15 protein-coding genes are annotated in these 12,104 nt (G+C 67.0%); 14 read left to right on the plus strand and 1 reads right to left on the minus strand.

What is annotated here, in order from left to right; genetic code table 11:
- A partial coding sequence (locus ACT4N3_RS00295; RefSeq protein ID WP_444853203.1) for a hypothetical protein occupies positions 1-467 on the minus strand: 467 nt, incomplete at its 3' end.
- A 202-nt stretch (positions 468-669) separates the two neighbouring features.
- Here ACT4N3_RS00295 and rimP point away from each other — a divergent pair.
- The 14 genes from rimP to pnp all read left to right on the plus strand — a co-directional run.
- On the plus strand, positions 670-1,206 hold the full coding sequence (rimP, locus tag ACT4N3_RS00300) for a ribosome maturation protein RimP (RefSeq protein ID WP_444853204.1): 537 nt from the start codon (positions 670-672) through the stop codon (positions 1,204-1,206).
- Positions 1,207-1,211: 5 nt separating this feature from the next.
- Complete coding sequence (nusA, locus tag ACT4N3_RS00305) at positions 1,212-2,861, plus strand: transcription termination factor NusA (protein WP_444853205.1); 1,650 nt, start codon at positions 1,212-1,214, stop codon at positions 2,859-2,861.
- Entirely contained in the window at positions 2,842-3,555 is a 714-nt protein-coding gene (locus tag ACT4N3_RS00310) for a DUF448 domain-containing protein (RefSeq protein WP_444853206.1), read from the plus strand. The genes nusA and ACT4N3_RS00310 overlap by 20 nt, the downstream gene beginning before the upstream one ends.
- Complete coding sequence (gene infB / locus ACT4N3_RS00315) at positions 3,552-6,062, plus strand: translation initiation factor IF-2 (RefSeq protein WP_444853207.1); 2,511 nt, start codon at positions 3,552-3,554, stop codon at positions 6,060-6,062. The genes ACT4N3_RS00310 and infB overlap by 4 nt, the downstream gene beginning before the upstream one ends.
- A 64-nt stretch (positions 6,063-6,126) precedes the next feature.
- Positions 6,127-6,378: a type II toxin-antitoxin system RelE family toxin gene (locus tag ACT4N3_RS00320; RefSeq protein WP_444853208.1), complete on the plus strand. Its 252-nt coding sequence runs from the start codon at positions 6,127-6,129 to the stop codon at positions 6,376-6,378.
- Positions 6,375-6,749 (plus strand): helix-turn-helix domain-containing protein, encoded by a 375-nt coding sequence (locus ACT4N3_RS00325; protein WP_444853209.1) that lies wholly within the window; start codon positions 6,375-6,377, stop codon positions 6,747-6,749. The genes ACT4N3_RS00320 and ACT4N3_RS00325 overlap by 4 nt, the downstream gene beginning before the upstream one ends.
- Before the next feature lies 1 nt (position 6,750).
- Complete coding sequence (locus ACT4N3_RS00330) at positions 6,751-7,179, plus strand: PaaI family thioesterase (protein ID WP_444853210.1); 429 nt, start codon at positions 6,751-6,753, stop codon at positions 7,177-7,179.
- A 251-nt stretch (positions 7,180-7,430) separates the two neighbouring features.
- On the plus strand, positions 7,431-7,826 hold the full coding sequence (rbfA, locus tag ACT4N3_RS00335) for a 30S ribosome-binding factor RbfA (protein WP_444853211.1): 396 nt from the start codon (positions 7,431-7,433) through the stop codon (positions 7,824-7,826).
- Positions 7,813-8,352, plus strand: coding sequence for a GNAT family N-acetyltransferase (locus tag ACT4N3_RS00340; RefSeq protein ID WP_444853212.1), 540 nt, complete (start codon positions 7,813-7,815; stop codon positions 8,350-8,352). Before rbfA ends, ACT4N3_RS00340 begins: the two co-directional genes overlap by 14 nt.
- A 53-nt stretch (positions 8,353-8,405) precedes the next feature.
- Positions 8,406-8,756 (plus strand): hypothetical protein, encoded by a 351-nt coding sequence (locus ACT4N3_RS00345; RefSeq protein WP_444853213.1) that lies wholly within the window; start codon positions 8,406-8,408, stop codon positions 8,754-8,756.
- Between the two features lie 37 nt (positions 8,757-8,793).
- Entirely contained in the window at positions 8,794-9,423 is a 630-nt protein-coding gene (locus tag ACT4N3_RS00350; RefSeq protein ID WP_444853214.1) for a thymidine kinase, read from the plus strand.
- A gap of 5 nt (positions 9,424-9,428) precedes the next feature.
- Positions 9,429-10,409, plus strand: coding sequence for a tRNA pseudouridine(55) synthase TruB (gene truB / locus ACT4N3_RS00355; protein WP_444853215.1), 981 nt, complete (start codon positions 9,429-9,431; stop codon positions 10,407-10,409).
- Between the two features lie 16 nt (positions 10,410-10,425).
- On the plus strand, positions 10,426-10,695 hold the full coding sequence (rpsO, locus tag ACT4N3_RS00360) for a 30S ribosomal protein S15 (protein ID WP_444853216.1): 270 nt from the start codon (positions 10,426-10,428) through the stop codon (positions 10,693-10,695).
- Between the two features lie 156 nt (positions 10,696-10,851).
- Positions 10,852-12,104: polyribonucleotide nucleotidyltransferase (pnp, locus tag ACT4N3_RS00365; RefSeq protein WP_444853217.1), on the plus strand; the 1,253-nt coding region annotated here is incomplete at its 3' end.

The following is a 12,104-nucleotide window of genomic DNA, read 5'->3' on the forward strand; positions in this document are numbered from 1 at the left end:
TCGGACCAGTCGAGGATCCGCGCCCGGGTCTGCTCGGCGGTCTCGTTATTGGCCGAGGTCATGGCGTGAAAGAATTGCAGCGGCCCGAAATGGGAGGCGCAGGTGAGGCTCATCCGGTCGATCGCCGCCGTCTCGCGAACGACGCGCGGGCAGCTGCTCGACATCGACCGGCCGTAGCGCAAGGTGCCCGCGGCGGAGCTCAGCTGGCGCAGCGGGTCGTCGGCCCAGCGGACCGCGAGCTGGAGCGGATCGTAAGTGCTGTCCGGGCGGCGACCGATCCAGCGGCTCACCTCGTCCGCATAGCGCAGGCAATCGCGCGGCTGCGCGGCGCCGGCCTCGGTCTGGCAGCGCTGGGCGAGCAAGGTGAAGGCCTCATGCACGCCCGCCACCGGACGGATGTCATAAGCGACGGCGCGGCCGGCCAGCAGGACGGCCGCCACTGTGACGATCATGGCCAATGCGCGCATCATTGCCCTCCCGAAAAGAGGGTGATCGTGGCGCGCCGCCGGGTCAAGCCGTTCCAGGTCCGAAGCGCGCCCCGCCAACATGCTTGCCGCGTCGCCGCCGAAAGCCTATATGGCTCCTGCCTTTCTCGACATCGATGAGACGTTGAGGTCGGCCCCGGGGCGGGGCCGGCGGCAGGGAAGCTTTATTTTCACAGGAGCGTGCGTGGCGGAGATCGCCGAGCTGAAACGGATCATCGAGCCCGAGGTCGAGGCCGAGGGGCTGGCGCTCGTGCGCGTGACGATGATCGGCGGCAAGGATGACCCGACGATCCAGATCATGGCCGAGCGGCCGGACACGCGCCAGCTGACGATCGACGATTGCGAGCGGCTGCACCGGCGGATCGCCGAGCGGCACGAGCATCTGTCGGACGACTATAGGCTCGAGGTCAGCTCGCCCGGGATCGACCGGCCGCTGACCCGGCTCGCCGATTATGACGACTGGAAGGGGCATGAGGCGCGGCTGACTTTGTCCGGCGAGAAGGGTGCGCGGCGTCAATATCGTGGTGCGCTGCTCGGCGCGGCGGGCGAGGACGTGCTGATCGACGTTCCGGGGCGGGGCGAAACCCGTCTGCCCTTCTCGGGGATCGATTCCGCCAAGCTCGTGCTCACCGACAAGCTGATCGCCGCCACCCGGCCGCTTTCCACCGAGGGCGCGGAAGAAATAGAAACTCTCGAAGAACTCACAGAGGAACAGGACTGAACATCATGGCCACCGAAGCTCCCAGCGCAACCCCGCCCGCTCCGGGCGCCGTTTCCGCCAACCGGGCCGAGCTGATCGCGATCGCCGATGCGGTCGCGCGCGAGAAATTGATCGACCGGATGATCGTCATTGAGGCGATGGAGGACGCGATCCAGCGCTCCGCGCGCGCCCGCTACGGCGCCGAGAACGACATCCGCGCCAAGCTCGATCCGACCACCGGCGACCTGCGCCTGTGGCGCGTCGTCGAGGTGGTCGAGGAGGTCGACGATTATTTCAAGCAGGTGAACCTGGAGGACGCGCAGAAGCTTCAGAAGGACGCCAAGCTGGGCGACTTCATCGTCGATCCGCTGCCGCCGATCGAGTTCGGCCGCATCGCCGCTCAGGCCGCCAAGCAGGTGATCTTCCAGAAGGTCCGCGACGCCGAGCGCGAGCGGCAATATGAGGAGTTCAAGGACCGCGGCGGCGAAATCATCACCGGTGTCGTGAAAAGGGTCGAGTTCGGCCATGTCGTCGTCGATCTTGGCCGCGCCGAGGGCGTGATCCGCCGTGACGCGCAGATTCCGCGCGAATTGCTCCGCGTCGGCGACCGGGTCCGCTCGATCATCCTGCGCGTGATCCGCGAGAATCGGGGACCGCAGATCTTCCTCTCCCGCGCCCACCCCGATTTCATGAAGAAGCTGTTCGCGCAGGAGGTGCCGGAGATTTACGACGGCATCATCGAGATCAAGGCCGCCGCCCGCGATCCGGGTAGCCGCGCCAAGATCGGCGTGATCAGCCATGACAGCTCGATCGACCCGGTCGGCGCCTGTGTCGGCATGAAGGGCTCGCGGGTCCAGGCCGTCGTTCAGGAGCTGCAGGGCGAGAAGATCGACATCATCCCGTGGAGCGAGGATCTCGCCACCTTCGTCGTCAACGCGCTGCAGCCGGCCGCCGTCGCCCGCGTCGTCATCGACGAGGAGGAGGACCGGATCGAGGTCGTCGTGCCCGACGATCAGCTCAGCCTCGCCATCGGCCGGCGCGGCCAGAACGTCCGGCTCGCCAGCCAGCTCACCGCCAAGGGCATCGACATCATGACCGAGGCGGATTCTTCCGAGAAGCGCCAGCGCGAGTTCGTCGAGCGCTCCGAGATGTTCCAGACCGAGCTCGACGTCGACGAGACGCTGGCCCAGCTGCTGGTCGCCGAGGGCTTTGGCGCGCTGGAAGAGGTCGCCTATGTCGAGGCCGAGGAGATCGCCTCGATCGAGGGCTTCGACGAGGAGCTCGCCGCGGAGCTGCAGAGCCGCGCGCAGGAGGCCTTGCAGCGCCAGGAGGAGGCGGCCCGCGAGGAGCGCCGGTCGCTCGGCGTCGAGGACGATCTCGCCGAAATGCCCTATCTGACCGAGCAGATGCTCGTGACCTTGGGCAAGGCCGGGATCAAGACGCTCGACGATCTCGCCGATCTCGCCACCGACGAGCTGATCCAGAAGCGCCGGGTCGAGCCGCGCCGCCGGCCCGACGCGGTCGCCAAGCGGCCGGAGGACAAGGGCGGCGTGCTCGCCGATTACGGCCTCAACGAAGAGCAGGGCAACGAGATCATCATGGCCGCCCGCGCGCACTGGTTCGAGGACGAGGACGCGAAGGCCGGGGAGGACGCTGATGCGGGAACCTCCCAATGAGCGCCTGAAGGACGGCCACAGGCCGGAGCGGACCTGCATTCTCTCGCGGCGGACGGCGCCGCGGGATGAACTGATCCGCCTGGCGCTCTCGCCCGACGGGGATGTTGCCCCAGATGTTCGCGCCCGCGCCCCCGGCCGCGGCGCCTGGATCGGCGTCGATCGGGCCACGCTCGATGCGGCGCAATCGAAGGGCAAATTGCGCGGCGCGCTGGCGCGGGCGTTCAAGACCAACGAGCTTGCCGTGCCGGACGATCTCGGGGCGCGGGTCGCGGCGGCGCTCGAGAAAACGATGCTCGACAGGCTCGGGCTGGAGGCCCGCGCTGGCAACCTCGTCTCCGGGTCGGAGCGGATCGAGGCGGCGGCGCGATCGGGCAAGGTCGCGCTGCTGATCCACGCCGCCGACGCCGGCGAGGAGGGCAACCGCAAGCTCGATCAGGCCTGGCGGGTCGGCTCGGATGCCGAGGGCTCCGGCCGGCAAGGGTTGGTTTTCCCTCTTGGCCGCACCATATTGTCGGTGGCGCTGGGCCGCGAAAATGTGGTACATGTCGCCATTGTCGATCGTGCCGCCGCCGCGCGTGTGCTTCACGCGATCGGGCGGTGGCGCGCTTTTATCGGACCGGATGTTGGGTTAAGCGCCGCGTCGGCGGAAGCGCCGGGCGCCGCGTCTTTGAGTGATCAGAAGGATTTTGCGTGAGCGAGACGACGGACAAGCCGAAGCTGGGAGTGCGGGCGCCGCTCGGCATCAAGCGCACGGTCGAGGTGGGCAAGGTGAAGCAGAGCTTCAGCCATGGCCGCTCGAACACCGTCGTGGTCGAGACGAAGAAGCGCCGCATCCTCGGTCGGCCCGGCGAGAACGAGGCGCCGCAGGCTCAGCCCGAGCCGGCGCCGCCGCCCGCGCCCGTCGCGCGTGCCCCCGAGCCGGCGCCCAAGCCCGCCGCGCGTCCGGCCGACGATGCCGCCACCCGCAAGGAACGGCAGGAGCAGCTGCTGCGCGAGGCCGAGGAGGCGCGGCTCGCCGCGCTCGAGGAAGCGCGCCGCCGCGACGACAAGCAGGCGAAGGAAGTCACCGAGGACGAGAAGCGCCGCGCCGAGGACAATCGCAAGGCCGAGGAAGAGGCCCGGATTCAGGCCGAGGAAGAGGCGCGCCGTGCCACCGAAGCGCCGGCCCCGGCTGAGCCCGAGGATGTCCCGGCAGAAGAAGCAGGGCAAGAGGAGCGGCGCCCCGGCCATGTCCGGCCCGCCCGCCAGGCCTTCACCCCGGTCAAGCGGCCCGAGCCCGCCCGCCCGGCGCGCGGCCGCGAGGAGCATCGCCGCGAGCGCGGCAAGCTCACCGTCAGCCGCGCCCTCGACGACAGCGGCGACGCCCGCGCCCGCAGCCTCGCCGCGCTGAAGCGCGCCCGCGAGAAGGAAAAGCGCGCCCATATGCAGTCCGGCCCCGCGGCCAAGCAGGTCCGCGACGTCACGGTGCCGGACGCGATCACCGTCGGCGAGCTCGCCAACCGCATGGCCGAGCGCGCCGCCGATCTGGTGAAATCCCTGTTCAAGATGGGCATGCCGGTCACCGTCAACGAGGTGATCGATCAGGACACGGCCGAATTGCTGGTCACCGAGTTCGGCCACAACATCAGGCGCGTCAGCGAAGCCGATGTCGACATCCAGGCGGAGGCCGACGTCGATGCGCCGGAAACGCTGCAGCCGCGCCCGCCGGTCGTGACGATCATGGGCCATGTCGACCATGGCAAGACCAGCCTGCTCGACGCGATCCGCGGCGCCAACGTCGTCGCCGGCGAATCCGGCGGCATCACCCAGCATATCGGCGCCTATCAGGTCACCCTGAAGGACAAGTCGAAGGTCACCTTCCTCGATACGCCGGGCCACGAGGCGTTCACCGAGATGCGCGCCCGCGGCGCCAATGTCACCGACATCGTCATCCTGGTGGTCGCGGCCGATGACGGGCTCAAGCCCCAGACGATCGAGGCGATCAACCACACCAAGGCGGCCGGCGTGCCGATGATCGTGGCGATCAACAAGATCGACAAGCCCGGCGCCAATCCGCAGAAGGTGCGCGAGGAGCTGCTCCAGCACGAGATCGTCGTCGAGGCGATGTCGGGCGAGGTGCAGGATGTCGAGGTTTCGGCGCTCAAGAAGATCAATCTCGATGGCCTGCTGGAGGCGATCGCGCTCCAGGCCGAGCTGCTGGAGCTCAAGGCGAATCCCGACCGTCCCGCCGAAGGGGCGGTGGTCGAGGCCAAGCTCGACAAGGGCCGCGGCCCGCTCGCCACCGTCCTGATCCAGCGCGGCACGCTGCGTGTCGGCGACATCTTCGTCGCCGGCCCGATCTCCGGCAAGGTCCGGGCGATGATCGACGATCATGGCCGCCAGGTGAAAGAGGCGCCGCTCAGCTTCCCGGTCGAGGTGCTCGGCCTGTCCGGCGTCCCGTCGGCGGGCGATACGCTGACGGTGGTCGAGAACGAGGCGCGCGCCCGCGAGGTCGCCGCCTATCGCCAGAGCGTGATCGACACCAAGCGCACCGCCTCCGCCCCGGCGAACTTCGACACGATGTTCTCGGCCCTGAAGGAGAAACAGGCGGTCGAATTCCCGCTCGTCGTCAAGGGCGACGTGCAGGGCTCGGTCGAGGCGATCGTGAGCGCGATCAACAAGATCTCGAACGACGACATCAAGGCGCGCGTGCTGCATGCCGGCGTCGGCGGCATCACCGAGAGCGATGTCGTGCTGGCCGGCGCGTCCGGCGCGCCGATCATCGGCTTCAACGTCCGCGCCAACGCCAAGGCGCGCGAGATTGCCGCGCGGCAGGGCGTCGCGATGCAATATTATGACGTGATCTACGATCTCACCGATGCGGTGCGGGCGGCGATGGCCGGCGAGCTCGGCCCGCTGATCATCGAAAATGTCGTCGGCCGGGCGGAAATCCGCGAGGTCTTCTCCGCCGGCAAGCATGGCCGCGCGGCGGGCCTGCTGGTCACCGAGGGCTTCATCCGCAAGGCGCTGAAGGCGCGCATCATGCGCGACGACGTGATCATCTACAACGGCGCGATCGCCTCCTTGAGGCGCTTCAAGGACGACGTGCCGGAGGTCCGCGCGGGCCTGGAGTGCGGCGTCACCTTCGAAAGCCACACCGACATCAAGCCCGGCGACATGCTCGAGACGTTCGAGATCGAGGAGCGCGAGCGGACGCTGTAAGCGAAGTTCGCTTGCCGCGAACTTTGGATGGCTTTTATTTTCTGAAAATGCTAAAGCGCGACCGATGGAGATCCGCTTTTCTCGATCGGCGGCGAAGGCGCTCCTCCGATCGAATAAGCGGACCTTGATCCGGGAGAAGATCGGCGCGCTGGCGGCCAATCCTCTGTTGTTGAGCGCGAACGTGAAGCGGCTGCAGGGTCGGCCTGAATATCGTCTTCGCGTTCAGGACTGGCGGGTCATCTTCCGGATCGAGGATGGCATGTTGTGGATCGACGATATTGCCCCGCGCGGATCGGCTTATGAGGTGAACCCATGACCGCACAGATTGTCGAGATCGCCGGTCGGAAGATGGCGATGCTACCCGTGGAGGAATATGCGCGCCTCATAGACATCGTCGAAGACAAAGCGGACGCTTCGGCTGCCGAAGCTGCGGAGCGCAGGCGGATCGAGGGCGAGGAATATTTGCCCGTCGAGGTGGTCGATAGCATCCTGAACGGCGAAAGTGCGCTGCGGGTCTGGCGCAAGCATCGAGGAATGACGTTGGAAGAGTTGGCCGGAAAGGCCAGTACGCATGCATCTACTCTTTCCAACATCGAGAATGGGGAGCGGCTGGGCCGGCCGGCCTTATGGCGTTCTCTCGCGCGAGCTTTGGGTGTGACAGTTGATGACATTATGCCCGACGCCTGAGATGGCGCCGCCGCCCTCGGTGTTCGACGATTTTCCGCTGCCGCCGGCGTCGCGTCTGCTCGGCTGGACCTTGCGCGATGTCGACGTAGAGGCGGGCACGATCGAGATCGGCTTCGAGGCGGACGGGCGCTTCGTCAATCCGGCCGGCACTGTGCAAGGCGGCTTTCTCGCCGCGATGCTCGACGACACGCAGGGACCGGCTTTGTTCGCGATGACCGGTGGCGCGGTCTATGCACCCACGATCGACTTCTCGATCTCTTTCATCAAGCCCGCCCGTCCCGGTCGCTTCGTCGGCAGGGGCCGGGTGGTCAGCCTCGGCAAGACGATCGTCTTCACCGAGGCGGAATTGTTCGACGCGGAGGGCGCGCTGGTCGCCCGCGGCACGTTCAGCGCCCGGGCGATGAAGGGCGAGATGGCCGGCGCCCGATGAGCGCATGATGCGGAGCCTTTGGTCGGGATCGCACGTTGTCGCGGCGGAACGATGCTTCTAGGTTCCAATATTCCACGAGAGGGAGAGTCGCGATGACGGACGACAAGGGCGGCAAGCCGATGGACAAGCCGGTCGACAAGCCCGCGGACAAGGGCGGCGACAAGGGCGGCTACGACAAGAAGTAGACGCCGTTTCAGGTTTCGCTCGGGCGCGGCCGCGATGCTGCGCCCGATTGCGTTTGGGGAGATGAGGTGAAGCGCAACGAAACCCCGGAAGGCCGATCGGTCCGCCTGCTGCGCGTCGGCGAGCAGGTGCGCCACGCGCTGAGCGATATTCTGATGCGCGGCGACGTCCATGACGAGACATTGGCGAGCCACCTCGTGTCGGTCACCGAGGTCCGAATGTCGCCCGATCTGCGTCACGCCACGGCGTTCGTCATCCCGCTGCTCGGGTCCAATTCCGAAGCGGTGCTCAAGGCGCTCCGAACCAACACCGCTTTTCTGCAAAGCGAGGTCGCCCGCCGGGTGAACACCAAATATGCCGCGAAGCTGAAATTCCTCCTGGACGAGAGCTTCGACGAGGGAAGCCATATCGATGCGCTGCTGCGCTCGCCCATCGTTGCGAGGGACCTGGATGAAGACCGCTGAGCTGGGGCTGCCGCTGGTCGGCGATGCATTGCGCGGCGAGCCGTTCGAGGAGCGGCATCGCGAAGCCTTGCGCGCCGCCTGCGCGGAGGACCCCGACATCTGGCAAATCTATTCGATAAATTTCGGCCCGGAGGATTTCGACCGCAACATCGATCTGGTCGCCGGCTACCGGCGCAACCGCACCTTCGTCCTGTTCGAAGGGGACGCGCTCGTGGGGATGTCGAGCTTCCTCGGCATCGACGAGGGCCGGCAGGTGGTGGAGATCGGCAGCACCTATTACCGCCCCGCCTTTCGCGGCACCGGCTTCAACCGCCGCGCCAAGGACGCGATGCTCGGCCGCGCCTTCGATTGCGACGTCCGCCGGGTCGAGTTCCGGGTCGATGCCCGCAACGCCCGCAGCCAGGCGGCGCTGGCCAAGATCGGCGCGGTGCGCGAGGGCGTGCTGCGCGCCGACCGGATCACCTGGACCGGTCATGTCCGCGACACCGTCCTTTTCTCGATCCTCGCGTCGGAACGGGCGCGCTAAGGCCGCGTTCATCCGGCCTGAGCGAAAAGCGGGCAGCCTTTAGGGAGGTCAAGATGATCGCACGTGTTCTGATCGCCGCCGCCTTGCTCGGCGCCGCGCCGGCGCTCGCGCTCGATCCGCCCGCGCCCGGCCAGCAAGAGGCGCGCATCCGCGAAATGGGCCGCTATCTCGAGGCGGTCGTCGATCCTTATCGCGGCGTCTATATCCGCGGCTATACCGGACGATGGTATTACGCCCGCGTTCACGACGGTTGCGCACGGCTCACCCACAGCGCTTCGCTGCGCTTCAATCCGTCGCCGGGCGGCGATTTCGACCGGTTCAGCACGCTGCGCGCCGACGGCTGGCGCTGCCGGGTCGCCAGCGTGGTCGAATCGGGCGGACCGCCGCGGCCACGTCGCCGCTGAGCCTTTCCAAGTCGCGCCGCGGCGTTAGAAGCGGCCGGTGGCCAAGCTCTATTTCTACTATGCCTCGATGAATGCGGGGAAATCGACCACCCTGCTGCAGGCCGATTTCAACTATCGCGAGCGGGGCATGGAGACGATGCTCTGGACCGCCGCGTTCGACGATCGGGCCGGTGTCGGCAAGGTCGCCTCGCGGATCGGGCTGACCGCCGGCAGCCATCTTTATGAGGCCGCGACCGACATCAGGCATGAGGTCGAGGAGGAGCTCAAGAAGCGCAAGCTGCACTGCATCCTGGTCGACGAGGCGCAGTTCCTGACCCGTGCCCAGGTTGTCCAGCTCGCCTCGATCTGCGACGAGCTCGATATTCCGGTGCTCGCTTATGGTCTCAGGACCGATTTCCAGGCGAACCTGTTCGAAGGCAGCGGGGCGCTGCTCGCGCTCGCCGACAATCTCGTGGAATTGAAGGGCATCTGCCATTGCGGCCGCAAGGCGACGATGAACCTGCGCGTCGATGCGGAGGGCAATGCGGTGAGCGAGGGCGCCTCGGTCGAGATCGGCGGCAACGATCGCTACGTCTCGCTGTGCCGACGCCACTTCATGGAGAAGCTCGCCGAAGCGAATGGCGAGCAGCTGCGTCTCGCGCTGACCCGCACCGCCGCGCAGGGCTGAGCGCCGTGCACGGCTGGCTGGTGATCGACAAGCCGGTAGGCATCGGCTCCACGCAGGTCGTGGGCGCGGTCAAGCGCGCGCTCCGCGAAGGCGGCTATCCGAAGGTCAGGGCGGGCCATGGCGGCACGCTCGATCCGTTGGCGAGCGGCGTGCTGCCGGTCGCGCTGGGCGAAGCGACCAAGCTCGCCGGCCGGATGCTGGACAGCGACAAGGTTTATGAGTTCACCATCGCGTTCGGCGTCGAGACCGACACGCTAGATGGGGAGGGCGTCGCCGTCGCCACATCGGATCGGCGGCCCGCGGTGGCGGAAATCGAGGCGATCCTGCCGCGGTTCACCGGCGCGATCGAGCAGGTGCCGCCCGCCTTCTCCGCGCTGAAAGTGGATGGGAAGCGCGCCTACGATCTGGCGCGGGCGGGAGAAGAGGTCGCGTTGGCGAGCCGATCCGTGACCATTCACGCGCTAGAAGTGAAAGAAGGCCCTCATCCCAACCTTCTCCCGCAAGCGGGAGAAGGGGCGAACCAGCGCCCTTTACTCCCTCTCCCGCTTGCGGGAGAGGGTGGGGGTGAGGGTGAGGGTCTTCCGTCCATCACTCTCACTGCCATGGTTTCCAAGGGCACCTATGTCCGCTCGCTCGCGCGCGATATCGCCCGCGCCCTTGATACGGTCGGCCATGTCACCATGCTGCGTCGGACGAAGGCCGGCCCGTTCGGCCTCGAATCCGCGATTTCGCTGGACAAATTGGCCGATGCCGCTAAGGCGCGCAGCCTTGAACAACACCTCCTGCCGCTGGCGGCGGGGCTGGACGACATCCCGGCTCTACCCGTCACCCCCGATCAGGCAGGAGCGCTCCGTCAGGGGCGGACAGTGATCGGGATCGCCGCACAGCCGGGGCTCCACCTTGCGATATCGGGCGACACGCCCGTCGCGCTCGTGGAGCTTTCCGGGGACGAGCTCCGGGTGGTGCGCGGCTTCAACCTGGAATGAAACGAAGGAGTGAACGATGTCGGTGACCGCAGAGCGCAAGCAAGAGATTATCAAGGACAATGCCCGGGCCAAGAGTGATACCGGCAGCCCCGAGGTGCAGGTCGCGATCCTGTCCGAACGGATCGCCAATCTGACCGAGCATTTCAAGGCCCACGCCAAGGACAACCATTCGCGGCGCGGCCTGCTGATGCTGGTCAACAAGCGCCGTTCGCTGCTCGATTATCTGAAGCGCGAGGACAAACAGCGCTACACCGCGCTGATCGCCAAACTCGGCCTTCGCAAATAAAGTTTCGAGGCGGCCCTGCGGGGCCGCTTCGCATATCCGGCGCCCGCAATCCGGCGGGGCCGGGGACGGACCATAGGGGTCCGATAAGGCGCGGGCGATCATGCCCGCACATGAGGCCCCCGCCGCATCGGGCGCGCGGGAGTGTAAGGAAAACCAATGTTCGACATGAAGAAAGTAGAGATCGAGTGGGGCGGCAAGACCCTCACTCTGGAGACGGGCCGCGTCGCCCGCCAGGCCGACGGCGCGGTGCTCGCGACCCTCGGCGAAACCGTGGTGCTGTGTGCGGTGACCGCCGCGCGCTCGGTCAAGGAAGGGCAGGACTTCTTTCCGCTGACCGTCCACTATCAGGAGAAATTCTCGGCCGCCGGGCGCATTCCGGGCGGCTTTTTCAAGCGCGAGCGCGGCGCGACCGAAAAGGAAACGCTGACCAGCCGCCTGATCGATCGACCCATCAGACCCCTTTTCCCGGAAGGGTTTTACAATGAGATCAATTGCATTGCGCAGGTGCTTTCGTTCGACGGGGAGAATGAGCCGGACATCTTGGCGATGGTCGCCGCGTCCGCCGCTCTGACCCTTTCGGGCGTGCCCTTCATGGGCCCGATCGCCGCTGCCCGCGTCGGCTATCGCGATGGCGAGTATCAGCTGAACCCGTCGATGGACGAGGTGAAGGAAGGCGAGCTCGATCTCGTCGTCGCCGGCACCCATGACGCGGTGATGATGGTCGAATCCGAGGCCAAGGAGCTGTCGGAAGAGGTCATGCTGGGCGCTGTGATGTTCGCCCATCGCGAGTGCCAGAAGGTGATCGACGCGATCATCGACCTCGCCGAGCAGGCCGCCAGGGACCCGTGGGAGCTGGCGCCGGTCGAGGACCAGGCCGCCGCCAAGAAGCGCCTGAAGGACCTGATCGGCAAGGACCTGGAGGCCGCCTACAAGCTCACCAACAAGTCCGAGCGCCAGAACGCGATCAACGAGGCCCGCACCAGGGCCCGCGACGCGCTCGCCGACCTCAAGGACAGCGATCCGGCGCAATATCTGGGCACGCTGAAGCTGGTGAAGAAGCTGGAGGCGGACATCGTCCGCACCGCGATCCTGAAGCATGGCCGCCGCATCGACGGCCGCGACACGAAGACGGTCCGCCCGATCGAGGCGATGGTCGGCTTCCTGCCGCGCACCCACGGCTCGGCCCTGTTCACCCGCGGCGAGACGCAGTCGATCTGCACCACGACGCTGGGGACGAAGGAAAGCGAGCAGATGATCGATGGCCTGACCGGGCTGTCGTACGAGCGCTTCATGCTCCACTACAACTTCCCGCCTTATTCGGTCGGCGAAGTGGGCCGCTTCGGCGCCCCGGGCCGCCGCGAGGTCGGGCACGGCAAGCTGGCGTGGCGCGCCCTCAAGGGCGTCCTGCC

Origin of the sequence: Sphingosinicella sp. (assembly GCF_052388015.1) — a bacterium.
Taxonomy (GTDB): Bacteria; Pseudomonadota; Alphaproteobacteria; order Sphingomonadales; family Sphingomonadaceae; genus Allosphingosinicella.

What these genes read in the sequence shown, in the direction of transcription:
- ACT4N3_RS00330 (WP_444853210.1), top strand. Translation starts at nt 6,751, where the DNA reads ATGGCGCCGCCGCCCTCGGTGTTCGACGATTTTCCGCTGCCGCCGGCG.
- ACT4N3_RS00320 (WP_444853208.1), top strand. Translation starts at nt 6,127, where the DNA reads ATGGAGATCCGCTTTTCTCGATCGGCGGCGAAGGCGCTCCTCCGATCG.
- ACT4N3_RS00310 (WP_444853206.1), top strand. Translation starts at nt 2,842, where the DNA reads ATGCGGGAACCTCCCAATGAGCGCCTGAAGGACGGCCACAGGCCGGAG.
- nusA (WP_444853205.1), top strand. Translation starts at nt 1,212, where the DNA reads ATGGCCACCGAAGCTCCCAGCGCAACCCCGCCCGCTCCGGGCGCCGTT.
- rpsO (WP_444853216.1), top strand. Translation starts at nt 10,426, where the DNA reads ATGTCGGTGACCGCAGAGCGCAAGCAAGAGATTATCAAGGACAATGCC.
- ACT4N3_RS00345 (WP_444853213.1), top strand. Translation starts at nt 8,406, where the DNA reads ATGATCGCACGTGTTCTGATCGCCGCCGCCTTGCTCGGCGCCGCGCCG.
- ACT4N3_RS00340 (WP_444853212.1), top strand. Translation starts at nt 7,813, where the DNA reads ATGAAGACCGCTGAGCTGGGGCTGCCGCTGGTCGGCGATGCATTGCGC.
- ACT4N3_RS00325 (WP_444853209.1), top strand. Translation starts at nt 6,375, where the DNA reads ATGACCGCACAGATTGTCGAGATCGCCGGTCGGAAGATGGCGATGCTA.